Source organism: Paraburkholderia sp. EG304, from assembly GCF_046543485.1.
Classification (GTDB): Bacteria; Pseudomonadota; Gammaproteobacteria; order Burkholderiales; family Burkholderiaceae; genus Paraburkholderia; species Paraburkholderia youngii.
Window position 1 is genome coordinate 211,346 of the sequence record NZ_JBKGUA010000011.1, and the last position, 24,630, is coordinate 235,975.

Below are 24,630 nucleotides of genomic sequence, written 5' to 3' on the forward strand. Positions count from 1 at the left end.
TCGCGACGGTCGCGGCGCCTTTGTTTTTCGGACGGCGCAGATCGGAGCGCGCCAGTCCGATTTCACTGTTTGGGTCGCGGCTGACGCTCGCGCGGCGGCCGGCCTGGGAGTAACCCGTGATCACGATGATGGGCATTCCGCACGCGCCGCGAGCCCTTTAGACTTGGCGCAAATCCCAGCAGGAGGTCGCGCCAATGACACCCGAAAAGATACTTTCGATGTTCGAACGGCAGTACCTGGAAGGCAAGGCGCCGCCCGATCTCGAAGCGACCTGTGCGAGCTTCGCGACGTGGCTTGCGGCCGCGTGGGAACTGCTCGACGGCACCGAGAAGACGCTGCTGGTGACGGTCGGCGCGACGTTGTGGCGAGAGGGCTTCAACCTGCGCGCGGGCACGGCGACGAAGGACTTGTGGTGATCCGCCGATCGCGAACGGCGCTGTTGCCGCGGCGTCTGTAAGGTCTTCGCGCGGCCTCGCACGCGTTGTGGCGAGTCGGTTTATATTGGGCGGTCTTGCAATTTCTGACCCTAGGGCGACCCGAACCCATGACCGATTTATCCGCTTTCGCGATCACGAAGAAATGGCCGGCCGAGCATCCGGACCGGATTCAGCTCTATTCGCTGCCGACGCCCAATGGCGTAAAAATCTCGATCATGCTCGAGGAAACCGGCTTGCCGTACGAGCCGCATCTGGTGCGCTTCGACACCAACGATCAGATGACGCCGGCGTTTCTGTCGCTGAACCCGAACAACAAGATTCCGGCGATCCTCGATCCGCACGGTCCCGACGGCAAACCGCTGCCGCTGTTCGAATCGGGCGCGATCCTGATCTATCTGGCCGACAAAAGTGGCCAGCTGATCCCACAGGACGCCGCTGGGCGCTACGAGACGATCCAGTGGGTGATGTTCCAGATGGGCGGCATCGGTCCGATGTTCGGCCAGGTCGGTTTCTTCCACAAATTCGCCGGCAAGGAATACGAGGATAAGCGTCCGCGCGATCGCTACATCGCCGAATCGAAGCGGCTGCTCGGCGTGCTGGAACAACGCCTCGACGGACGCGCCTGGGTGATGGGCGACCAGTATTCGATCGCCGATATCGCGATCTTCCCGTGGGTGCGCAATCTGGTCGGCTTTTATGAGGCGGGAGAGCTGGTCGGCATTCAGGACTTCCCGAACGTGCGGCGCGTGCTGGCTGCGTTCGTCGAGCGTCCGGCGGTAGCGCGCGGCCTGAATATTCCGCAGCGGCCGGCCTGATGGCCTGCGTCGCCTCGGCGGTTCTTCGTGTCCTTGAAATTAGTACCGCTGAGCGCGTATAACTTTTTAGCTGAGTAAAGTTCTTACCGGCTTTTCGGGCGGCCTTCGCGCGGCAGCGCCGTGATGCGACCGGACAAAAAGGTGGAGCAATGAGCGCCGTTACATTGTTCGCATGGTCCGTTCCGGCGTATTTCCAGGATTCCGTGGTCGATCACACCTGGGTCACGACTTACGACAGCCGCGTGAAGATATATCCGGCGCTGGCGGATGTCCTGCTCGCGGGCGAGCATTATTGGTACAGCTGGGGCAGCTTCCACGCCCGAGGTGGGACGCCGGTCAGTGCGGATGGTTTTCTGGCTTCCGGCGCGGCAAATCTGCTTTATGCTAGTTGCTTATGTAAGCCCGATGTGGACTCCAACATCGATCCGGCCGCTCGTGGAACGATCTTCAGCTATGGTCGCGATGGTGTATGCCATCAGCTGTCGAACCAGATTCTTTGGGCGACCGGTGGCGCTGGAGCAGCTCCAGCTACGGTGCGCGCGTCCAGGGGCTACTGGTTGAGCAACGCGATCTTCGGAACGTACGGCAAGCAGCATGCTGCATGGGCGAGCAAAAAGATTCAGTGCTCGACACCAAGCGGGAGTGACGCCATGAAGTCAGCACATCAGGAATCCGATGTCGACGATTTTCAGGAGCATCTTCAGGCGACCTTGAAGGGTCCCGACGCGCAAGCGAAGATCAAGTCGTTGATGAATCATCGCCACGCATTTATGGTGCAGGTCGAGCGTTTGCAATACGCCCCGCAGGGTAGCGATGCTCCGTCGGCCTCGGAGCTCAATCAGGCCTATTCGTCTTTTCTCCACGACGCCGCCGACATTCTGGGTGCCGAGGACTTCGAGCGAGTATTCGGTGAACGCCCAAAGGATCACATGAACGTCGTCGATCCTTCGATATACGACCAAAGTCTGCGTCGGCCGATGCAAAAATAACGGGGCCGTTGGACTGGCGTCGCCTCAGACGCGTTTCGCGATCACCGTCGTCGAACTCGCAAGGTCGGGATTCTTTTTTGCGCTTAGCTGTTTCACGAACGATCGATCCAGCAGATGACAGAGGAAATACTGAAGGCTTGGGGCCATTTCCACGATTGGTTTCTGGACAGCGTGGTCATCGGGCAGAATCGAGCTTTCCGAACCGCTGTCCAACGACGGCAACGAGGACCAACTACCAGAAGAACTGAGCGGGACGATGGAGATTCACATTCGCGGCGATTAGTCAGCGCTGTTGGAGCCCATGTTGTAATACTTTTGCGGGCAACGCCGGGAAGCTATCTGGTCCCCCTGACAGGAATCGAACCTGTATCTAGCGCTTAGGAGGCACTTGTTCTATCCATTGAACTACAGGGAGAGGACCGGGCCGGACAGATCGGCGAGGACTCGGTGAGTCCACACTGACCGGCGAGCGCAGAGTATATCAAACCGGCGCGGGCAAAAGGAGAGCCAAGCCAGCAACCGGCCCGCGCGCCCCAACAACCTCAAAAAGAAACGGCCCCGCAGACATCGCCTGCCGGGCCGTGCAAACCACCTGACCATCCGGCGAAGGGCACCCAACCGCGCCCATCGCCCGACGTCATGACAACATTAAAACTCGACTACCGCGAACTCCGCCTTGCCCACGTCGCACAGCGGGCAGCGCCAGTCTTCCGGGATGTCGGCGAAGCGCGTGCCCGGCGCGATGCCTTCTTCGGGCAAGCCGTCTTCCTCGTTGTAGATCCAGCCGCAAATCAGGCAGACCCAGCTCTTGTATTCCGTCACTTCGATTACTTCACTCACGACACACTCTCTCGTTCAATGCAATGGCCGGCTGCTCTGCCCCTTTATGGGGCGGCGCGGCGACCCGCAATATTACCGGAATTAGTCAATTCAGCCGCAGACGACCTGTGCGCCGCGGTCGCAACGCATCCGCGAGGCCCGGGCTCGCGGCGACCGGTCTCGTCACACAAAGCGTGTACGCTTTGCTCTGCAAGCTATCTGATTCGACAGATGTGGCGCCCGCCTGGCATGGATTGCGACGATCGGTCTCAGGACCAGGCTGCTGGCGGTATCGCGTGGACGAGTTTCGCTTCCAAAGGAGAAAACGATGTTTAAAAACAGACGGTTGGTCGGCATCGTGGCGGCAGGACTGCTCGCCGTGTCGGGCGTGGCGCAGGCGGAGGGCGTGACCTTCGTGCAACCGGCGGACGGGGCGACCGTCACCAACCCGGTGCACGTCGTGTTCGGCCTCGACGGCATGAAGATCGCGCCTGCCGGCACGATGACGGAGGGCACCGGACATCATCATCTGCTGGTCGACGGCAAGCCGCTGCCGAAAGGCGAGGTTATCGCCGCGACCGACAAGTCGCTGCACTTCGGCAAAGGCCAGACCGAAACCGATCTGACGCTGCCGCCGGGCGACCATACGCTGACGCTGCAATTCGGCGACGGCGCGCATCGCTCGTATGGGCCGCAGATGAGCAAGACGATCACGGTGCATGTGAAGTAAGCCGTTGTTCGAAAAGCCGGGCCGGCGCGCGGGTGTCGCCGGCCGCACTGATTGCGTTGCACGCCGCCTTGCACGCATCTCCCCCCAGGCATCCCTGCGACCGGCCCCGCGCCCGGTACAATGAGCAGTTCCGACTCATCGCTGTCTTCTCCCCATTCCCATGTCGCTTTACACCATTACCGGAGCCCAGCTCGCGTTCGGTCACGTCGCGCTGCTCGACCACGCGGATTTCTCGCTTGAAGCGGGCGAGCGCGTCGGGCTGATCGGGCGCAACGGCGCGGGCAAGTCGTCGCTGTTGAAGATCGTCGCCGATCTGGCCAAACCCGACGACGGCCTCGTCTCGCGTCAACAGCATCTGAGCACGGTGTACGTGCCGCAGGAGCCCGAGTTCAACGCCGACGACACCGTGTTCGACGCGGTCGCCGCCGGTCTCACCGAGGCGCGCGCGCTGCTCGACGAATACGACGCGGTCGCGCATCAGCTCGCCGACACGCCGGAAGGCGCGGAACACGACGCGCTGCTTGCGCGCATGAACACGCTGCAATCGTCGCTGGACGCCGCGGACGCATGGAACTGGAGCACCCGCGTCGCGACCACGCTGCAGCAGATCGGCCTGAACGGCGAAGCGCGCGTCGGCTCGCTGTCGGGCGGCATGCAAAAGCGCGCCGCGCTCGCTCGCGCGCTCGTTGTGCAGCCCGACGTGCTGCTGCTCGACGAGCCGACCAACCATCTCGACTTCGACGGCATCCGCTGGCTCGAAGACCTGCTGGTGTCGCTGCGCGCGGGGCTGCTGTTCATCACGCACGATCGCGCGTTTCTCGACCGCGTCGCGACGCGCATCGTCGAACTCGATCGCGGGCGGCTGCTGTCGTATCCGGGCAATTTCTCCGCGTACCAGACGCGCAAGGCGCAGCAGCTCGAAGTCGAGCGTATCGAGAACGAGAAGTTCGACAAGCTGCTCGCGCAGGAAGAAGTGTGGATTCGCAAGGGTGTCGAGGCACGCCGCACGCGCAGCGTGGGGCGCATCGCGCGGCTCGTGCAGATGCGCAACGAGCGCGCCGAGCGCCGCAACGTGCAAGGCAACGTGAAGCTCGACGTTGGTCAGGGCGAGAAGTCCGGGAAGATCGTCGCGGAACTGACGGACGTGACGAAGCGCTATGGCGAGCGCACGGTGGTGGACCGCTTCACGGCCACGGTGATGCGGGGCGACAAGATCGGCTTCGTCGGTCCGAACGGCGCGGGCAAGACCACGCTGCTGAAGCTGATCCTCGGCGAACTCGCGCCAGATGAAGGCAATGTGCGCGTCGGCACCAATCTGCAGGTCGCCTATTTCGATCAGATGCGCGCTGCGCTCGATCTGGAAAAGAGTCTCGCCGACACGATCAGCCCGGGCAGCGAGTGGGTCGAAATCAACGGCCAGAAGAAGCACGTGATGAGCTACCTCGGCGACTTCCTGTTCGCGCCGGAGCGCGCGCGTTCGCCGGTCAAGTCGCTGTCGGGCGGCGAGCGCAACCGGCTGTTGCTCGCGCGTCTGTTCGCGCGTCCGGCCAACGTGCTGGTGCTCGATGAACCGACCAACGACCTCGACATTCCGACGCTCGAACTGCTCGAAGAACTGCTGATCGATTACGACGGCACGGTGCTGCTCGTCAGCCACGACCGCGCGTTTCTCGATAACGTGGTGACGTCGGTGATCGCATCGGAAGGCGGCGGCAAGTGGCGCGAATACGTCGGCGGCTTCACGGACTGGCAGACGCAGCGCGATCGATCGGAGCAACTCGCGCTCGAAGCACAGAAGGAATCGAGCAAGGAAGCGCCGAAAGAAGCGGCGCCGAAGGAAAGCGCCACGGGCCGCAATGCGCAGCGCAGCGCGAAGCTGTCGTTCAAGGAGCAGCGCGAACTGGAGGCGCTGCCGAAAATGATTGCCGACCTCGAAGCCGAACAGAAGGCGATCGGCGCGCAGCTCGAAGACGGCTCGGTGTTCGCGAAGGATGCACGCGAAGGCGCGCGTCTGACCGAGCGCTATGCCGAGATCGACGAAGAGCTGATGCTCGCGCTCGAGCGGTGGGACGAGTTGGAAAACCGCGTCAAGTGACGCAACGCGGTGCGCGCGCCGCATGGCGCGCTTCCTCGCGCATGAGCTGATGCAGCATGCGCGGGCGGCACGAAAACAATAGAGAACGCCGCTGCGCATGCATTGAATGTTCAGCGGGCGCACGTCCGTGCAGTTCCGCCGCTACCCGCCGATAGCCATTGCGCCGCCGTCCCGCGAGACGTCCATCCTCCGGCGCATGTCCCCCAGCGCCCGCCGCGCCTTATCCAGTCGGCCAATTCAGCGCGACGTCAATTGCCGCCGTGATCGAAATCAGTACAATACCCCGCGAACAGGCGTCCCCGGCGGGCTGAGCGTCGATGCCCGGCCTCTGAGCGCGCCAGCGTAAGCCGCGCAACAAAACAGCTTGCCCGCACTGCGGGCACTCCGCCTAACCCTGTTGTTTCGTTTCGCTTTTTTTGAAAACTCAACGCATTGTCCACGGCCCTGTCCACAGGACCTGTGGACAACGATGAACCGACGCACCGAGTCAATCATGTCTACGAAAAAGCCAAACGCCGCGTATAGCGAAGCGTCGATCAAGGTGTTGAAGGGTCTTGAGCCGGTCAAGCAACGACCCGGCATGTACACCCGCACCGAGAATCCGCTGCACATCATCCAGGAAGTCATCGACAACGCATCGGACGAAGCCCTCGGCGGCTACGGCCGGCAAATCACGGTCACACTGCACGCGGACCATTCGGTCTCGGTCGACGACGACGGCCGCGGCATTCCGTTCGGCCTGCACCCCGACGAGGGCGTACCGGTCGTCGAAATCGTTTTCACGCGCCTGCATGCGGGCGGCAAATTCGACAAGGCCGCCGGCGGCGCCTATACGTTCTCGGGCGGTTTGCACGGCGTCGGCGTGTCGGTCACGAACGCGCTGTCCACGCGGCTCGACGTCACCGTTTGGCGCGACGGCAAGGTGGCCGAACTGAGCTTCGCGCACGGCGACGTCGCGAAGCCGCTCCAGGTGCGTGCCGCCACCAAGGCCGACAAGAAATCCGGCACGCGCGTGACCGCGTGGGCCGATCCGAAGTACTTCGATTCGCCGAACCTGCCGCTCGGCGAGTTGCAGCGTCTGTTGCGCTCGAAAGCGGTGCTGCTGCCGGGCGTCGAAGTCACGCTCGTCAACGAAAAGACCGGCGAGCAGCAAAGCTGGAAATACGAAGACGGCCTGCGCGGCTATCTGCTCGAAGGCATGAACGGCAGCGATCTGCTGATTCCGCTGTTCGAGGGCGAGCGCTATGCGGAAAGCTCGCGTTCGAGCGAAGAGACGTTCGCCGAAGGCGAGGGCGCAGCGTGGGTCGTCGCGTGGAGCGAGGAAGGGCCGCTCACGCGCGAGTCGTACGTGAACCTGATTCCGACGCCCGCGGGCGGCACGCATGAGTCGGGTTTGCGCGACGGTCTTTATCAGGCGGTCAAGAGCTTCGTCGAGCTGCACAACCTGCAGCCGAAAGGCGTGAAGCTGCTTGCCGAAGACGTGTTCGCGCGGGTGTCGTTCGTGCTGTCGGCGAAGGTGCTCGATCCGCAGTTTCAAGGGCAGATCAAGGAGCGCCTGAATAGCCGCGACGCGGTCAAGCTGGTGTCGTCATTCGCGCGGCCGGCGCTCGAACTGTGGTTGAACCAGCACGTCGAGCACGGCAAGAAGCTCGCAGACCTCGTGATCAAACAGGCCCAGGCGCGCACGCGCGCGGGCCAGAAAATCGAGAAGCGCAAGAGCTCGGGTGTCGCAGTGCTGCCCGGCAAGCTGACCGATTGCGAATCGACGGAAATCGGACGCAACGAGCTGTTCCTCGTCGAGGGTGACTCGGCGGGCGGCTCCGCGAAGATGGGCCGCGACAAGGAATACCAGGCCATTCTGCCGCTGCGCGGCAAGGTGCTGAACACGTGGGAAACCGAGCGTGATCGTCTGTTCGCGAACAACGAGGTGCACGACATTTCGGTAGCGATTGGCGTCGATCCGCATAATCCGGACGACAAGGTCGATCTGTCGAATCTGCGCTACGGCAAGATCTGCATTCTGTCGGATGCGGACGTCGACGGCTCCCACATTCAGGTGTTGCTGCTCACGCTGTTCTTCAAGCATTTCCCGCAGCTGATCGAGCGCGGCCATGTGTGCGTCGCGCGGCCGCCGCTGTTTCGCGTCGATGCACCCGCGCGCGGCAAGAAGCCCGCGCAGAAGCTCTATGCGCTCGACGAAGGCGAACTCGAGGCGATTCTCGACAAGCTGCGCAAGGACGGCGTGCGCGACAACCAGTGGTCGATCAGCCGCTTCAAGGGTCTCGGTGAAATGAGCGCCGAGCAGCTGTGGGACACGACGATGAATCCCGACACGCGCCGCCTGCAACCGGTTGCGCTCGGTGAACTCGACTACGACGCGACCGTCGCGCGCATGACGATGCTGATGGGCAAGGGCGAAGCGGCGTCGCGCCGCAGCTGGCTCGAAGAGAAGGGCAACGAAGTGGAAGCGGACATCTGAGCGCATTTGCGCCTCGATGCGGCATACGACACTTCAAGCCAAACACGGACACGGAATCTAGATGGACGACGATAACACTCTCGACCTTTTCAACGAGCCGCCGTCGGACGGCGACGTGCTGACGCTCGGCAACTACGCGGAGCGCGCGTATCTCGAGTATGCGGTCAGCGTGGTCAAGGGCCGCGCGCTGCCGGACGTTTGCGACGGCCAGAAGCCGGTGCAGCGCCGCATCCTGTTCGCGATGAACGAGATGGGCCTCGGCGACAACGCGAAGCCGGTCAAATCGGCACGCGTGGTCGGCGACGTGCTCGGTAAGTATCACCCGCACGGCGACCAGTCCGCGTACGACGCACTCGTGCGTCTCGCGCAGGACTTCTCGATGCGCTATCCGCTGATCGACGGCCAGGGCAACTTCGGCTCGCGCGATGGCGACGGCGCGGCGGCGATGCGATACACCGAAGCGCGTCTGACGCCGATCGCGAAGCTGCTGCTCAGCGAAATCGACCAGGGCACGGTCGACTTCATGCCGAACTACGACGGCTCGTTCGACGAGCCGAAGGTGCTGCCGGCGCGTCTGCCGTTCGTGCTGCTCAATGGCGCATCGGGCATCGCGGTCGGTCTCGCGACGGAAATTCCGTCGCACAACCTGCGCGAAGTCGCAAGCGCCGCGGTCGCGCTGATCCGCCATCCGAAGCTCTCTCACGCGGAACTGATGCAGCATGTGCCGGGTCCGGACTTCCCGGGCGGCGGCCAGATCATTTCGAGCGAGGCGGAAATCGCCGCCGCGTACGAAACCGGCCGCGGCAGCCTGAAGGTGCGCGCGCGCTGGAAGATCGAAGACCTCGCACGCGGCCAGTGGCAGCTCGTGATCACCGAACTGCCGCCGAACACGGCCGCGCAGAAGGTGCTCGAGGAAATCGAAGAACAGACCAACCCGAAGATCAAGCTCGGCAAGAAGGCGCTGACGCCCGAGCAGTTGCAGACCAAGCAGACGCTGCTCGCGCTCGTCGACGCGGTGCGCGACGAATCGGGCAAGGACGCGCCGGTGCGTCTCGTGTTCGAGCCGAAGTCGAGCCGCATCGATCAGACCGAGTTCGTCAATACGCTGCTCGCGCATACGAGCCTCGAATCGAACGCGCCGCTGAACATGGTGATGGTCGGTGGCGACGGCCGGCCGCGTCAGAAGGGCTTGAGCGAAATCCTGCACGAGTGGATCGCGTTCCGTTTCGCGACGGTCACGCGCCGCACGCGGCATCGTCTGTCGAAGGTCGACGACCGCATCCATATTCTCGAAGGCCGGATGATCGTCTTCCTGAATATCGACGAAGTCATCCGCATCATTCGCGAATCGGACGAGCCGAAGGTCGCGCTGATGGCCGCGTTCGGCCTCACGGACCGTCAGGCCGAGGACATCCTCGAAATCCGGCTGCGTCAGTTGGCCCGTCTCGAGAAGATCAAGATCGAGAAGGAACTGGCCGAACTGCGCGAAGAGAAGGCCAAGCTCGAAGAACTGCTCGGCAGCGAACCGGCGATGAAGCGCCAGCTGATCAAGGAAATCGAAGCCGACGCGAAGCAGTACGGCGACGAGCGCCGCACGCTGATCCAGCAGGAAAAGCGCGCGACGTTCGAAGCGCGCGTGGTCGACGAACCGGTCACGGTGGTGGTGTCGCAGAAGGGCTGGGTGCGCGCGTTGAAGGGCCACGGGCTCGATGTCGCGGGCTTCAGCTTCAAGGCTGGCGACGGTCTCTACGCGGCGTTCCAGTGCCGCACGCCCGATACGCTGATCGCGTGGGGCAGCAACGGGCGCGTCTATTCAGTCGCGGTGGCGCAACTGCCGGGCGGGCGTGGTGACGGGGTGCCGGTCACTTCGCTGATCGAGCTCGAATCGGGCAGCCATCTGATGCACTACTACGCGGCGTCGGCGGACCAGGCGCTGCTGCTCGCGTCGAGCAACGGCTTCGGCTTTATCGCCAAGGTCGGCGACATGGTGAGCCGCGTGAAGGCCGGCAAGTCGTTCATGACGATCGACGCCGGCGCCGCACCGCTCGCGCCGATGCCGATGCTGCCGGATGCGGTGCAGGTCGCGTGTCTGTCGTCGGGCGGGCGTCTGCTGGTGTTCGGCCTCGACGAGATGAAGACGCTGTCGGGCGGCGGTCGTGGCGTCACGCTGATGGCGCTCGACGACAACGAGACGCTGGTGCAGGCGCTCGCGATCGACAAGGCCGGCCTGGTGCTGATCGGCACACGCCGCGGCGGCCGAGTCGACGAGGAGAAGCTGGCCGGCGCCGAGCTTGCGGCGCATGTCGGCAAGCGTGCGCGCAAGGGTCGCGCGCCTGACAGCAAGCTGAAGCTCGACGGCATGCGTCCGGTGCTGCCGGCTTAGTGGAGTCGATTTAACCAAGTTTGACGCTGGAAAGCCACGGGTGCCTGCTAGCATGCGGGGCGCTCGCGGTCTGTCACAAAAAGTCCGTCGCGCGAAGGGTTGGAAGCAAACGGGGTGCGGCGGCGTCGCGGCCAGATGAAGGTGGCGCGATCACAACGACAAGATACGATGCAATAGACGTCGATACCCGGAACTGCCTGTATCACGTATGGTCGAACGCGCTCAGTTGCTGCTGAGCGGGATCAAGTGTCCAAAACGGTGTGGCGTCGTCGGGAGAGGAAAACTACATGAACAAGGCTATCGAAGTCGCGCTTTTTCTGCATCTGCTCGGGGTGGCGGTGTGGGTCGGCGGTATGGTGTTCGCGCATTTCTGCCTGCGTCCGGCGCTCGGCGATCTGTCGCCTCAACTGCGCCTGCCGCTGTGGGAGTCGGTGTTTGGCCGCTTCTTCAACTGGGTCGGAGTGTCGGTGCTCGTCATTCTGATTAGCGGCGGCTTCCTGCTGATGCAGTTCGGCGGCGGTCATGCAACGTGGCCGCTGCATGCGATGGCCGGCCTCGGCATCGTGATGATGCTGATCTTCGGGCATATCCGCTTCGCCGTGTATCCGCGCATTCGCCGCGCGGTGCAGGCGCAGAAGTGGCCCGACGGCGCGCGGGCGGTCGGTACGGTCCGCCGTCTCGTGCTGATCAATCTCGTGCTGGGCGTCGTGACGATCGGCGTCGCGGTGCTGTCGCGCGGATTCTGATCCGCCGATCGCCAACGGCACCACAGGCTGCGTGCGGCCCGCGACGCGTCACGTCGTGACGCCGTACGCGAGCCATAAGCCGCACGCCACCGCCACCGTTGCATACACGGCGTACACCGGCACCTTCAGCTTCGCGAAGCACATCGCGGAGAACGTCGCGGTCAACAGGTAGATTGGTTCCAGCGGTACATGCGCGGCGATGCGCAGTACCGCGACCGCGAGAAAGGCGGTCGTAACCGCGCGCAGTATTCTCATGCCGTGCTCGAAGCGCGGGTTCACCTTCAATTGATGCAGATGCCGCTGCGCGAGCACGACGAGGCAGCCAGACGGCACGAATAGCGCGAGCGTTGCGATCAGCGCGCCTGGCCAGCCATCGACGAGATAGCCGAAGAACGGCACCACGTTCAGCAGCGGACCAGGGGACAACGGCGACAGCGTAAACGCGAGCGTGAAGTCGTTATCGGACACGCCGACCGCCGGCGTGACGAACAGCGTCTTCAGCACTGGCAACGCCGAGAAGCCGCCGCCGAACAGCGTCATGCCGGCACCCGCGAGGCGCGGCCACAGCAGCGCGAGGTCATAGCGATGCGGCAGCGGCAGTGCAAACAGCACGAGCAGCACGCCGAGCGCGGCCAGCAGCCGATAATCGCCGCGCCGGAGCGACACTGCCAGCCGCGAGTCGCGCTCCGGGCTCGCGAACCAGCCGGTGCCGAAGGCTGCTCCCAGCATCATCACATACGCCGCGGCGCTGTGCGCATAGAGCAGCGCGATGCTGCCGAGCAGCGCCGCCGCCCATTCGAGCTTGCCGTGCACCAGCGCGCGCGTCTGCTTGTACCAGGTGAGCGCAATCAGTGTCGCGAGCACGACGCTGAAGTGATGCAACAGTGTCTGCGACGCGATCGTATGCACGACGGGCGTGCGGTAGAAGATCGCGAACAGCGTCATCAGTGTGAAGAAGGGCAGCACGCTCGCCACACCGGCGACCCACGCGCCCGCGCGCCCGCGCAGCGCGTGCCCGAGCTGCACGGCGACGTTGCAGCCGACGGGTCCCGGCACCATCCACGCGAGCGCGATCAGATCCGAGAACGCCACGCGCGAGAGCCGCCCCTCGCGTTCGACGTAGTGATGCTCGAGCTGCGCCATCAACGCGAGGCCGCCCCACGACAGCGCCGACAAGCCGCACACGACCCGGAACAGCGTCCATAGCGGTTCCCGTCGCCCGCGGCGGGCAGCCTCCTCGCTGGTGATGGTCGGCATCGGCGCTGTGGATGCCCGGCGTGCGGGCGCCCGTCCTTTAATTGTTGGTGCTGGATACGCTGCTTGCGCTGTCGGCTACGTGCGCGACGCGGCGGCCGCTGGTGCTGTTCATGCCGCATACCCCGAAGCGCTCGAGCAGCGCCGGAATCGCCTCTGCCGGCACCGGACGCGAGAACAGGAAGCCCTGCGCCTCGATATGGCCGAGCGCGGCCAGCCAGGCAATCTGCTCTTCGGTCTCCGTGCCTTCGACCACTACCGTGAGCCCGAGCGAGCGCGCGAGGTTGACGATCGCGGTGACCATCACGCAGACGCTGCGGTCGCCCGGAATCGCCTGGACGAACGAGCGGTCCACCTTCAGCGTATCGACGGCGAAGCGGTTCAGATAGGACAGCGATGAATAGCCGGTGCCGAAATCGTCGAGCGCGATGCGTACGCCGAGACGCTTCAACGCGAAGATTTTTTCGGAGACGACTTCCGGAAATTCCATCATCGTCGTTTCGGTGATTTCGAGTTCGAGGCGGCGCGCGGAGATGCCGGTTTCCTCGATCGCGCGCGAGATCGTTTCGAACAGGTCGCCGCGCCAGAACTGCACCGCCGAAATGTTCACCGCGAGCGACAGCGTGTCGTAGCCCTGCTGCTGCCACTGCGCGAGCTGACGGCATGCGGTCTCGATCACGAAGTCGCCGATCGGCACGATGAGCCCGGTCGACTCGGCCACGGGGATGAACTCGTTGGCCGGAATCAACCCGTGCTGCGGATGGTTCCAGCGCACGAGCGCTTCGAAGCCGGTGATGCAGCGACGCGCGAGATCGATCTTCGGCTGATACGCGAGGAACAGTTGCCCTTCGGCCAGCGCGACGCGCAGCTGCTGTTCCCACTTCATCAAATGGTCCGCGCGATGCGACAGATGCGGCGAATAGAACTGGTAGCAGTTCTTGCCGGCGTCCTTCGCGCTGTACATCGCGAGGTCGGCTTTCTTCAGCAGGTCGATCTCGCTTTCGTTGGCGACCGAGTACAGCGCGATGCCGATGCTCGCATGCAGCACGAACGAACTGCCGCGCACGTCGAACGGCTTCGAGAACACTTCCCCGGCGGCTTCGGCGAGCGCGACCGCGCGCTTCTCGACATCGTCGCCCTTGATCACGACGACGAACTCGTCGCCGCCGATGCGGCTCAGCGTGCCTTCGTCGCCGATCGCGGTCGCGAGGCGCGAGGCCGTCATCTGCAGCACGATGTCGCCGGCGTTGTGGCCGAGCGTGTCGTTGACGGTCTTGAAGTTGTCGAGGTCGATGAAAAGAATCGCGAGGCGGCCGAGATTGAACGGCTGCGCGACGTCGTGGCGCAGCGCCTGCAGCGTCGCGTAGCGATTGCGCAGCCCGGTCAACAGGTCGTATTCGACGAGGTGGGTCATCTCGCGCTCGCGGCCGAGCAGCTTGCCGATCAGGCCGGTCGCGACGCCGAAGAAGCTCAGCATCGCAAGCGAGATGAAGCCCGCCATCAACAGATAGACGTTGCGCGTGTGGTTGTAGTCGGCGAATTCTTCGCCCTGCGAAAGACCGACGAGCACGCCGAGCGGATAGCCGTCGATGTGCCGGTATGACACGATGCGCGTGACGTTGTCGATCGAATCGACGTAGGTGCCCGACACGTGCTCCGAAGTCGGATACGTGCCGCTCGCGGTGAACGTGCTGCTGGCTTTGTTGGCGTTGCCCGTACGGCGCGCGAGCACGGTGCCGTTGTCGGAGATCACCGCGATCACGCCTTCTCGGCCGATCGCCGCGTTGTTGTAGAAGTCCGACGTGAAGTAGCTCGGGTCTTCGGACACCACGACGACGCCAGCGAACGTGCCGTCAGGATGATTCAGGCGCCGCGTCATCTGCAGCGTCCAGTGACCCGAGATGCGACCGAGCACCGGTTTGCTGATGTATAGCTGGTCGTCGTTCTCGTGCTCGTGGACCTTGAAGTGTTCGCGGTCGGACAGGTCGATGTGAGCGGGATTCAGTTCAGCCGTGTTGGCGATCAGTCTGCCGTGCTCGTCGATCAGCGACACTTGCACGAGCGTTTCGCTTTGCACGACGCCTTTTTCGACGGTGCTCGCGAGATCGAAATGATTCGGCGTCTTTTCGAACTCGTACTTGACGAAGCGCGTGATCTGATCGACCTGGTGAATCGCCTTGATGGTGTGCTGTTCGAGCGCCGAGGAAAGAATGGCGGAAGACGCCATCGCTTCGCGATACGTCGCGTCTTTCTCGACCGATAGCCGCGCGAAGATCACGGTCCACAGCAGGATCAATACGAGTACGCCGAGCGCTGGAATGATGAGCAACGCGCGCCGGCGCGTGATCATCGGATCGCGTCGCGGCATGGCTTCGCGCGGGTCGGAGAAGCGGGACTGAGTCATCGCGTGGCCCTTGGCCGGGGGTGCGTCGCTTGCAAACGCACGGGCATCGACTGCGCGAAATAGATGGATGGCTGCATGGTGACCAAGGTGCCAAAGCTGCTGCGCAGGAGGAGAGGGCGTGGCGCCGCGCCTGACCGTCCACAGGTCATCGGATACGACCGCTATATACCGTTCGATATTACTGAATGCGACTCGATTAAGGAAGCGTCCGGGCATGGGGTATACGCGGGCGCTGCGGGCGCCTCGGGCCCGCCGTTCACGAGTGCTGCATGGCCGGTATCTGGCAAGGGTTTTGCCATCCAGTCGCCATGAATTCGGACAACCAGGTATGGCGGCGCCGTAGTGCTGCGGCTTTTTGTGGTGTGACGCGGCGACATGCGGCGTGTCGCGGTGCCTTGCGCGCGAGGCCGCGGTCCGCTTATGCGAGCCGACACGTGCCGTCGATGATCGTCACCGCAGGCCCGCCGATCCAGATCTTGCCGCGTGCATCGTCATAGTGGACCGACACGTCGCCCGCGCGCCCGAGCACGGTGCCCTGACGCGCCGTATAGCGTGTGCCGGGCCGACGTTGCTGCAGGCTCAGCAGGCCCGCGAGCGCGGCGTTGGCGCTGCCGGTCACCGGATCTTCGCCGGTGCCGAAGCCGCCGCCCGCCATCAGGCAACGGACTTCGAACGTTGCCGGACCATCGGCATCGTGCGGCCCGTATACGGCGACGCCGTGCGTGTCGACCGAATGCACGAGCTCGGCTAGCGCCGCCGCATCGGGTTCGAGCGCGAGGCAGTCGCGCGCCGAATCGACCCGCACGACGAGCCACGGCGCGCCGTTATCCACCGCGCATGGCGGCGCGGTAAAGTCGATCGCCTCACTACGTAAAGCCGTAGACAGCGCCTCGTAACGATGCTCGGCGAGCGGCGTCACGCGTGCGGGCGGCGCGGCGAACGCCCATGCGCCGTGCGTCGTGTCGGCGCCATCGAGCGCTTCGAGTTCGACGAGACCCACGCCGCATTGCTGAATCAGCTTGCCGGCCTGCTTCGGCTGATAGCCGCTTTCGCGCAAAGCATGCGCGGTGCCAAGCGTCGGATGACCGGCGAACGGCAACTCGCCGCCCGTCGTGAAGATGCGCACGCGATAGTCGGCGGCGGCATCGGTCGGCTTCAGCAGAAAGGTGGTTTCGGACAGATTGGTCCAGCGCGCGATGGCCTGCATCTGCGCGGTATCGAGCGCGTCGGCATCGAACACGACGGCGAGCGGATTGCCCTTGAACGGTGTCGACGAAAACACGTCGACCTGTTTGAAACGAACGGTGTGAGCAGACATCGACAGGCCCCGGCGCAATGGACGTTGAGGGATCTCGCGGATTCTATCCGGCTGCGCGGCAGCGATCCACCGTCGCCATAAAACAAAAACGCGCCGCCGGTGCGTGACACCGGACGGCGCGTTCGCATCGCGATGCGGCGTGAATTAGTTGCGAATCTCGCGCGGCATCGCCTGCATCGTCATATCGCTTCGATGCTTATTCGACCTCGGCGATCAGTTCGATCTCGACGCACGCGCCGAGCGGAATCTGCGCAACGCCGAACGCCGAGCGCGCGTGCTTGCCGCGCTCGCCGAACACGTCGGCGATCAGCTCGGACGCGCCGTTCGTGACCACATGCTGCTCGGTGAACTCGAGCGTCGAGTTCACGAGGCTCATCAGCTTGACGATGCGCGTGACGCGATTCAGGTCGCCGACGTGCGCATGCAAGGTGGCGAGCAGATCGATCGCGATCGAGCGCGCGGCGGCCTTGCCTTCGTCGGTGGAGAGAGTCGCGCCGAGCTTGCCGACCCAGACCTTGCCGTCCTTCTTCGCGATGTGGCCCGACAGGTACACCGTGTTGCCGCTTTGCGCGCTCATCACATAGGCCGCTGCCGGCGCACCCGCTGCCGGCAGTTCGATGCCGAGTTCCTTGAGCTTGTCGTACACATTCGATTGAGCCATGTCGTGTCCTCGTTTCGGTGAGATTGCATGAATGCAGGCGGGGCGAAGTCCGCACGCAACGCGCGTGCAAACTTCGCCCCGGTGGCAGTGCGGCTAACGCCGTTTAAATTTTCGCGCGCACGAGTGCGCCGAGACGCGCCACGCCTTCGTCGATTTTAGCGGGCGGCACGGTGACGAACGACAGACGCAGCGTATTGTGCTGCGCCTCGCTCGCGAAAAACGGAGCGCCCGGCACGAATGCGACGTTCTGCGCGACCGCTTCTTCGAGCAGCTTCATCGTGTCGATGCCCGCCGGCAGATTGACCCAGATAAACATGCCGCCTTCCGGACGGTTCCAGCTGACGCCTTCGGGCATATAGCGTTCCAGCGCGGTGAGCATCGCGTCGCACTGGTTGCGATACAGCTCGCGGATCGTCGGCACGTGCGTGTCGAGGAAGCCGTCCTTGACCACTTCGTGCACGATGCGCTGCGTGAAGCTCGGCGTGTGCAGGTCGGTGGCCTGCTTGGCCTGCACGAGTTTGAAGATCAGTTCCTCGGGCGCGATGATGAAGCCGACGCGCAGACCCGGCGCGAGCACCTTCGAGAACGAGCCCAGATAGACGATGTGATCGGGCGCCATCGATAGCATGGTCGGCAGCGGTTCGCCCGCATAATCGAGCGCGCCGTAGGGGTCGTCCTCGATCACCGGGAACGGCGCGCTCTTCGCGAACTCGGCGAGCGCGCGGCGGCGCTCGACCGGCAGGCGGCGGCCCGTCGGATTCTGGAAATTCGGCTGCGTGTACAAGAGACGCGCGCCTTTGATCAGTTCCGGCGTCAGACCTTCCGGGATCAGGCCCTGGTCGTCGGTCGGCACCTGCACGTAGTGCGGCTCGTACATCGAGAACGATTGCAGCGCGCCGAGGTAGGTCGGCGTTTCGACCAGCACCGGGCTATCGACACAGACCAGCACCTTGCCGAGCAGGTCGAGCGCCTGTTGCGAGCCGGTCGTGATCAGCACCTGCGACGGGCGGATCTGCGTACCGTTGATCGAATAGCGTTGCGCGACCCACTCCCGCAGCGGCAGATAGCCTTCGGTCGCGCTGTACTGCAGCGCAGCGGCGGGCGTGTCGCGCAGGATGCGGTCGGATGCCTCGCGCATGCGCTCGGCCGGGAAGGTGGCCGGCGAGGGCAGGCCCCCGGCGAAGGAGATGACTTCGGGCCGTTCCGTGACCTTCAGGATTTCGCGAATCGCGGAGCTGGTGAGCTTGCGCGCGCGTTCGGACAATTGCCACGTCGGGGCTTTCAGGTCGCTTTGGTCCATGATCTCCTCTGCTGGTATTTCTGGAACCGGTCAAAACTTCAATTATCGCGCGACTCGGCAAGCATTGCCGCTGGGGCTGCCCCCGGGGTTGCCCCGGGTTTGCTCAATCACGCGCTGCTTATCCGAGGGTTCGCGGACCCTCGGGTGTTTCAAATTCGGCGACGAGCGCCGCCGCGCCGTCGGTCGGCTGGACGTCGAGCAGGTGCGCTGCGCCGAGCCAGCGCAGTTGTTCGCCAATCAGCTCCGGCCGCGGATGCACGGCTTTTAACGCTTTCAGCGCGAGGTTGGTCGGCGCCAGCGACTGCGACGGATGCCGCGTCGAGTCCCACTGGATCAGCGAAGGCAGCACGCCGTCGCCAGCGCCTTGCCAGGCGGGGAACGAGCCGTCCTCGGGCACGGTCAGGCCCCACGTGAAATCGCCGCGCGTCATCGGCACGACCGGCGCGATGCGCTGCGGATACTGCGCCTGCCACGTCGCCAGATGCTTCGGCCGCTCGACGCGCGCGACCCAATGCGACAGATACGGCCCGTTTTCAAGTCGCGCCTGCGTCGCGGGGTCGTCGAGCGCGAAGAGACGCGGGCGCGGCGCGGTGCCATCGGTCGCGTCGGCTGCGGCGCGCGGATCGATCGCGATCACTTCCAGATAGACGCCGCCCCACAGGCCGAGCAGGCGATTGTGGGTCCCCATCAGCGGATGCGCGCCGCCGCCGGCCGGCGCGACGCCGAGCGCATCGGCGACGTACTGGACGCCTTCGTCCAGCGTGCGCGCGGAGACGACGAGGTGATCGAGACTGATGAGCGATGGGGCTGTCAGGGCTGTCATGGCGGATCGACGGAAAACGCTGTTCTGCACAAGGGCCAGTTGCGCGCCACGCTTTAAGGCTGCGCTGCCGGGGCCGTAAGCATAACCGTTTGCCGGATCGGCGGGCCATGCGGATGGTTTCGTATGCCGTGACCATCCTTCGCCGGATTCAAATGTAACGGCCGTGACCTGCACAGTAACGGTACAATCGACTCGATACTGTTCGGTACAGTTGGAGCCCGTCATGTCCGTCCCGCTTGCGCAGATTCCCGCCCCGCACGATACCGCGTCGTTGACGCTGGTCGAACAGCTCGTCCAGTGGGCGCGGCGCCGCATCGAGGAGCGCGTGTTCCGCCCCGGCATGCGCATGCCGTCGATCCGCAAGCTCGCGCTTGACAAGGGCGTATCGCGCTTCACGGTGGTCGAAGCGTACGAGCGGCTGGTCGCGCAGGGTTTTCTGGAGTCGCGGCGCGGCTCCGGCTTCTATGTGCGCGAGCGCCAGGGCGGCGCGGCCACGGTCTCCGAACTGCGCCCGCGCGCCGAGACGCTGCCCGCGCCGGCCAATATCGACGTCGTCTGGCTGCTGCGCAACATGCTGCATACGGGCGCGCGGCCCGAACGGAGTCCGGGGCTCGGCTATCTGCCGGCTCGCTGGCTCGACGGCGACCTGATCACCAACGCGCTGCGCACGCTCGGCCGGCAAAGCGGCATGCAGATGCTCGGCATTGGCACCGCGCAAGGCTTCCTGCCGCTGCGCCAGCAGTTGCAGACGCGGCTCGAGGAGCTGGAGATCGGCGCGTCGCCCGAGCAGATCGTGATGGTGTCCGGCATCACGCAGGCGATCGACCTGATTTCGCGCATCTACGTGAAGCCCGGCGACGCGGTGATCGTCGGCGATCCGGCGTGGTTCCAGATGTTCGGCTGCTTCGCGTCGCAGGGCGCCCGTTTGGTCGGCATGCCGTACACCCCGGACGGTCCCGATCTCGACGCGCTCGAAGCGCTGGTCCAGGAATGGCGCCCCAAAATGCTGGTGATCAACTCGGTGCTGCAAAACCCGACCGGCACCTCGCTGACCGCCGCGCAGGCGTTCCGCATCCTGCGGCTAGCCGAGGCGTACGACTTCATCGTCGTCGAGGACGATATCTACGGCGACCTGTGCCCGCCCGGCTACCCGGGCACGCGGCTCGCGAGCCTCGATCAGTTGAAGCGCGTGATCTACCTCGGCAGCTTTTCGAAGACGCTCGCGCCGAATCTGCGCGTCGGGTTCATCGCGTGCGCGCCGGAAGTCGCAATGGTGGTCAGCAATCAGAAGATGCTGGTCGGCATGACGAGCCCCGAACTCAACGAGCGCGTGATCTACAAGATCCTGACCGAGGGCCACTACCGGCGGCACGTCGAGCGCATTCGCGCGCGGCTCGACGGCGTGCGCGAGAAGGCCGTGCGGATGATCGAGAAGGCCGGCATGAAGCTCTTCCTGACGCCGACGGCCGGCATGTTCCTGTGGGCCGACACCGGCGTCGACGCGGGCGCGCTCGCCGCAGCCGGGCACGAAGCTGGCTTTCTGCTGACGCCGGGCGGCCTATTTTCGCCGCAGCAGTCGCCGAGCACGTGGATGCGCTTCAACATCGCCAATTGCGGCGACCCTGAATTGCCGGCGTTCCTGAGCCGTTATCTCGACAGCGTCGCGCGCCGCGCCTCTTGAAACCGCGCCGGAGCGTCCCCATTTGCGCGGACGATCTGGCGGTCCGGCGCACCGGCGGTCCGGCGGTCCGGTGCACCGGCACTGCAGGGCCGAACCGCGGTTTGAATCCCGGCCGCCGCCCATCTCCCATTCGCAACAGAGAGGAAGTCCGACCATGGCACAAGAAACCATGAGCTTTCAGGCAGAAGTGAAGCAACTTCTGCAACTGATGATCCATTCGCTGTACAGCAACAAGGAAATCTTTCTGCGCGAGCTGATCTCGAACGCGTCCGACGCGGCCGACAAGCTGCGCTTCGAGGCGATCGAAAACAGCGCACTGTACGAGAACGATCCGAACCTGCGGATTCGCGTGTCGTACGACAAGGCCGCGCGCACCGTCACGATCGACGACAACGGCATCGGCATGAGCCGCGACGAAACGATCGCGCACCTCGGCACGATCGCGCGTTCGGGCACCAAGGAATTCTTCGGCAAGCTGTCGGGCGACCAGCAGAAGGACGCAGCGCTGATCGGCCAGTTTGGCGTGGGCTTCTACTCGGGCTTCATCGTCGCCGACAAGATCACCGTCGAGACGCGCCGCGCCGGTTTGCCGGCTTCGGACGGCGTGCGCTGGGTCAGCGCGGGCGAGGGCGATTTCGCGGTCGAGACGATCGAGCGCGCCGCGCGCGGCACGACCATCACGCTGCATCTGCGTGCCGACGAGGACGAGCTGCTGTCGTCGTATCGGCTGAAGTCGATCATTCAGAAATACTCGGACCACGTCGCGCTGCCGATCCTGATGCAGAAGGAAGAGTGGGACGCGGAAAAGAGCGAGATGGTCACGAAGGACGAGGACGAGACCGTCAACCAGGCGAGCGCGCTGTGGACCCGTTCGAAGAACGACATCACCGACGATCAATACAAGCAGTTCTACCAGCATATCTCGCACGACCATCAGGACCCGCTGACATGGACGCATAACCGCGTCGAAGGCCGCAGCGAATACACGCAACTGCTGTACGTGCCGTCGCACGCGCCGTTCGATCTGTGGAACCGCGAGCAGCGCGGCGGGCTGAAGCTGTACGTGAAGCGCGTGTTCATCATGGACGACGCCGAGCAACTGCTGCCCGCGTATCTGCGTTTCGTGAAGGGTGTGGTCGATTCGGCCGATTTGCCGCTCAACGTGTCGCGCGAAATCCTGCAGGAAAGCCGCGACGTGAAGGCGATCCGCGAAGGCGTGACCAAGCGCGCGCTGTCGATGCTCGAAGAACTGGCGAATTCGGATGAAGCCGCCGACAAGGAAAAGTACGCCAGCTTCTGGAAGGAATTCGGCCAGGTGCTGAAGGAAGGCATCGGCGAGGACTTCGCCAATCGCGAGCGCGTCGCGAAGCTCGTGCGCTTTGCGACGACGCATACGGGCACGGCCGAGCAGACCGTGTCGCTGGCCGACTACGTCGCTCGGATGAAGCCCGAGCAGACCAAGATCTACTACGTGACCGCCGACACGTGGCAAGCCGCGTCGAACAGCCCGCATCTCGAAGTGTTCCGCAAGAAGGGCGTCGAAGTGCTGCTGCTCACCGATCGCGTCGATGAATGGATGCTGTCGTTCCTCAACGAATTCGACGGCAAGCCGTTGCAAAGCGTCGCGCGCGGCGACCTTGATCTCGGCGCGCTGAACGACGAGGAAAAGCAGGCGCAGGAGAAGATCGGCGAAGAGTTCAAGCCGCTCGTCGAGAAGATGAAGGAAGCGCTGAAGGGCAAGGCGAAGGACGTGCGTCTGACGTTCCGCCTGACCGACTCGCCGTCGTGCCTCGTTGCCGACGACGGCGAAATGAGCGGCTACCTGCAGCGCATGCTGAAGGCCGCGGGCCAGCAGGCGCCGGAGTTCCATCCGATTCTCGAAGTGAATCCGGAGCATGCGCTCGTCAAGGGTCTGCATGCCGATAGCGCGAATTTCGACGACTGGTGCCATCTGCTGTTCGATCAGGCACTGCTCGCCGAAGGCGGCGCGCTGGAAGATCCGGCGAGCTTCGTGAAGCGGACCAATGCGTTGCTGCTGTCGCGCGCGGGTTGAGTTTCAGTGAAGGCGAACCCGGAGCGTTGATGGTGTTCTTATTGGATTGACGCTCTGTGGTTCGGAAATGCGCTGCTTCGGTTATTCCCCCTAACAGGGGATGCATAGTAAGGGCATCTGAAAGCCGTATCTGGACCAAACACCCCTCGCGGAGGGGTGTTTTTTCGCCCGCCGATCAACGAAGCTATACCCTTAATCGCCATCGTATGGATTGCGATGGTGTCGAGTAGCAGTCTTTCTTTGAAAGACGAGCAGCGTTTTTTGGGGTATCCGAATTCCGCGGTTTATTTGGCATTGTGCGGTGCAGCAGCAGGAGCAGGATGCGGCTGGCTTCAGATGTGTCGCAGAACGGCCCAGGAGCGGTCGGTCGGTGCTGCCATCCAATCAGGATATCCACGCTCTCGTCCGCCCACGCTCAATGTCCGGTCTTCGGCGAGCAAATTGCAGGTGGCATGCCTTTGAGCGGGCCATTTGCAGCCGGTCTGCCTCACGCTCCAAATCGGTCGTTGGTAAGGCTAAACTGAAAATCGTATCCTCCGCGAGACGTCGCTAAATTTTAGTTGTCTTGCTAACGATATTGAGTTTTAATGTTGCCATGTTCGATCATTGCCTCTACTTCAATTCTTCGGCACTCGCGCGCCTCGCTGAGCGAGAGTGGGCAACCGTGTACGCACAATTCGGGCTGACACCGGCGCAGGGGTTTGTTTTGCGCGTAGTGCTTGCATTGCCTGGATGCTTGAGCAGTCAGGTTGCAGACACATTGGGCATTGCTCGTCCAACTGCCACCCGACTTATTGACAATCTCTCTCAAAAGAAATTGGTCGAGCGCCGTCAGGCCGAATCAGATGGTAGAGAGTGGTGCGTTTATCCAACCCGTGCTGGAAAGGCGCTCGACCGGCCCATCAACGATGCTAGCGCTGAGATCGCAAGGGCGCTGCGTGCGAAAATCGGGCATGAACTGTTCGAATCGGCTGTCTCGAGCATGCATGGTGTAAGGAAGGCGCTTTCATGATGCTTGGTCTTTTACTTTCAGATAATTGTCTTGCTAACTAATAGAAAGACGAGTGATAAGCATGTCGACACAAAGTAAGGCGGTTCGTCAAAGCTTGCAGCGACGATCGTGGACATCGGGTGATGGAATTCGATGGGCCGCAGGTATCGCCGTTGCGGTAGCTGCAATCGGGGCGGTTGTCATGGCCATAGCCTGTGCGCCAGCGAGCATTCGCGCAAATAACACTCTTTGTCTTCAGCAGGTCGCGAACGATGAGCATACGACGCTTGAAGCCTTTTTTCAGAACCCTGCAGAACAAGACGCTCTCGTACAAGCCATCACCATTTGCTCGCGCTGAGCAAACGCGGTGATGGCGCAACGCCATTGATGAGGGTCCGCTTTTTCACTTCTCCAAGGGCCGAAGTGGTCGACAGTACGCACTGCCGACTGGCCGCTTCCTGGGATCTGAATTCCAATGGCTGCTTTCAGGCGATCGGTTTGAAGAGCGGACTGACACAGCCCGACCGAGGCTGTGTGGAAACGCGAAATGCAGGTTCGACGTGCGACGAATCTGCAGCAGAGAGTATAGAGCCGCATTGCGCTCTCGCAATCAATCAGTCGAGTGGAGAGCGCTGGGTGGCACCGTTGCCTC

18 protein-coding genes and 1 tRNA gene are annotated in these 24,630 nt (G+C 63.6%); 11 read left to right on the forward strand and 8 right to left on the reverse strand.

Translation table 11 applies throughout. The features are described from left to right. The first annotated feature begins 194 nt into the window (after positions 1-194). The 3 genes from ACLFKU_RS16225 to ACLFKU_RS16235 all read left to right on the forward strand — a co-directional run bounded on the left by ACLFKU_RS16225 (position 195) and on the right by ACLFKU_RS16235 (position 2,241). A complete protein-coding gene (locus tag ACLFKU_RS16225) occupies positions 195-416 on the forward strand; it encodes a hypothetical protein (RefSeq protein ID WP_368584589.1) in 222 nt (73 codons plus the stop codon). Positions 417-544: 128 nt separating this feature from the next. Then, complete coding sequence (locus ACLFKU_RS16230) at positions 545-1,252, forward strand: glutathione S-transferase C-terminal domain-containing protein (protein WP_410849730.1); 708 nt, start codon at positions 545-547, stop codon at positions 1,250-1,252. A 149-nt stretch (positions 1,253-1,401) separates the two neighbouring features. Then, complete coding sequence (locus ACLFKU_RS16235) at positions 1,402-2,241, forward strand: hypothetical protein (RefSeq protein ID WP_410849731.1); 840 nt, start codon at positions 1,402-1,404, stop codon at positions 2,239-2,241. A 340-nt stretch (positions 2,242-2,581) separates the two neighbouring features. On the opposite strand, the gene ACLFKU_RS16240 is transcribed toward ACLFKU_RS16235, so the two are convergent. Continuing rightward, positions 2,582-2,656, reverse strand: a tRNA-Arg gene (locus ACLFKU_RS16240). A 233-nt stretch (positions 2,657-2,889) separates the two neighbouring features. Then, entirely contained in the window at positions 2,890-3,081 is a 192-nt protein-coding gene (locus ACLFKU_RS16245; RefSeq protein WP_013088815.1) for a rubredoxin, read from the reverse strand. Positions 3,082-3,388: 307 nt separating this feature from the next. On the opposite strand from ACLFKU_RS16245, the gene ACLFKU_RS16250 reads away from it, so the two are divergent. The 5 genes from ACLFKU_RS16250 (at position 3,389) to ACLFKU_RS16270 (ending at position 11,493) form a co-directional block, all read left to right on the forward strand. Beyond that, the gene (locus tag ACLFKU_RS16250) at positions 3,389-3,790 is read left to right on the forward strand and encodes a DUF4399 domain-containing protein (RefSeq protein ID WP_368623457.1); all 402 of its coding nucleotides are present in this window, start codon (positions 3,389-3,391) and stop codon (positions 3,788-3,790) included. Between the two features lie 160 nt (positions 3,791-3,950). Beyond that, complete coding sequence (locus ACLFKU_RS16255) at positions 3,951-5,885, forward strand: ATP-binding cassette domain-containing protein (RefSeq protein WP_368584610.1); 1,935 nt, start codon at positions 3,951-3,953, stop codon at positions 5,883-5,885. A 493-nt stretch (positions 5,886-6,378) separates the two neighbouring features. Next, entirely contained in the window at positions 6,379-8,364 is a 1,986-nt protein-coding gene (locus ACLFKU_RS16260) for a DNA topoisomerase IV subunit B (RefSeq protein ID WP_368584596.1), read from the forward strand. A gap of 61 nt (positions 8,365-8,425) precedes the next feature. Continuing rightward, positions 8,426-10,747, forward strand: coding sequence for a DNA topoisomerase IV subunit A (gene parC, locus ACLFKU_RS16265; protein WP_410849732.1), 2,322 nt, complete (start codon positions 8,426-8,428; stop codon positions 10,745-10,747). Positions 10,748-11,034: 287 nt separating this feature from the next. Beyond that, positions 11,035-11,493, forward strand: coding sequence for a CopD family protein (locus ACLFKU_RS16270; protein ID WP_013088820.1), 459 nt, complete (start codon positions 11,035-11,037; stop codon positions 11,491-11,493). A gap of 48 nt (positions 11,494-11,541) precedes the next feature. Here ACLFKU_RS16270 and ACLFKU_RS16275 read toward each other — a convergent pair whose 3' ends face one another. From ACLFKU_RS16275 to ACLFKU_RS16300, 6 genes are all read right to left on the reverse strand, one after another. Then, entirely contained in the window at positions 11,542-12,750 is a 1,209-nt protein-coding gene (locus ACLFKU_RS16275) for a chromate transporter (protein WP_410849733.1), read from the reverse strand. A gap of 37 nt (positions 12,751-12,787) precedes the next feature. Beyond that, complete coding sequence (locus ACLFKU_RS16280) at positions 12,788-15,151, reverse strand: EAL domain-containing protein (RefSeq protein ID WP_410849734.1); 2,364 nt, start codon at positions 15,149-15,151, stop codon at positions 12,788-12,790. 418 nt (positions 15,152-15,569) lie between these two features. Next, positions 15,570-16,469 carry a PhzF family phenazine biosynthesis protein gene (locus ACLFKU_RS16285; protein WP_368584600.1) on the reverse strand — a complete coding sequence of 300 codons (900 nt, stop codon included), beginning with the start codon at positions 16,467-16,469 and terminating at the stop codon, positions 15,570-15,572. A 196-nt stretch (positions 16,470-16,665) separates the two neighbouring features. Continuing rightward, positions 16,666-17,130 carry a RidA family protein gene (locus ACLFKU_RS16290; protein ID WP_410849735.1) on the reverse strand — a complete coding sequence of 155 codons (465 nt, stop codon included), beginning with the start codon at positions 17,128-17,130 and terminating at the stop codon, positions 16,666-16,668. 103 nt (positions 17,131-17,233) lie between these two features. Then, on the reverse strand, positions 17,234-18,430 hold the full coding sequence (locus tag ACLFKU_RS16295) for a PLP-dependent aminotransferase family protein (RefSeq protein ID WP_410849736.1): 1,197 nt from the start codon (positions 18,428-18,430) through the stop codon (positions 17,234-17,236). A 118-nt stretch (positions 18,431-18,548) separates the two neighbouring features. Further along, the gene (locus ACLFKU_RS16300) at positions 18,549-19,253 is read right to left on the reverse strand and encodes a VOC family protein (RefSeq protein ID WP_410849737.1); all 705 of its coding nucleotides are present in this window, start codon (positions 19,251-19,253) and stop codon (positions 18,549-18,551) included. Positions 19,254-19,476: 223 nt separating this feature from the next. On the opposite strand from ACLFKU_RS16300, the gene ACLFKU_RS16305 reads away from it, so the two are divergent. The 3 genes from ACLFKU_RS16305 to ACLFKU_RS16315 all read left to right on the forward strand — a co-directional run bounded on the left by ACLFKU_RS16305 (position 19,477) and on the right by ACLFKU_RS16315 (position 23,999). Next, positions 19,477-20,934 carry a PLP-dependent aminotransferase family protein gene (locus tag ACLFKU_RS16305; protein WP_410849738.1) on the forward strand — a complete coding sequence of 486 codons (1,458 nt, stop codon included), beginning with the start codon at positions 19,477-19,479 and terminating at the stop codon, positions 20,932-20,934. A gap of 154 nt (positions 20,935-21,088) precedes the next feature. Next, positions 21,089-22,987 (forward strand): molecular chaperone HtpG, encoded by a 1,899-nt coding sequence (gene htpG, locus ACLFKU_RS16310; RefSeq protein WP_410849739.1) that lies wholly within the window; start codon positions 21,089-21,091, stop codon positions 22,985-22,987. Between the two features lie 595 nt (positions 22,988-23,582). Continuing rightward, entirely contained in the window at positions 23,583-23,999 is a 417-nt protein-coding gene (locus ACLFKU_RS16315) for a MarR family winged helix-turn-helix transcriptional regulator (protein WP_410849740.1), read from the forward strand. Positions 24,000-24,630: the final 631 nt, after the last annotated feature.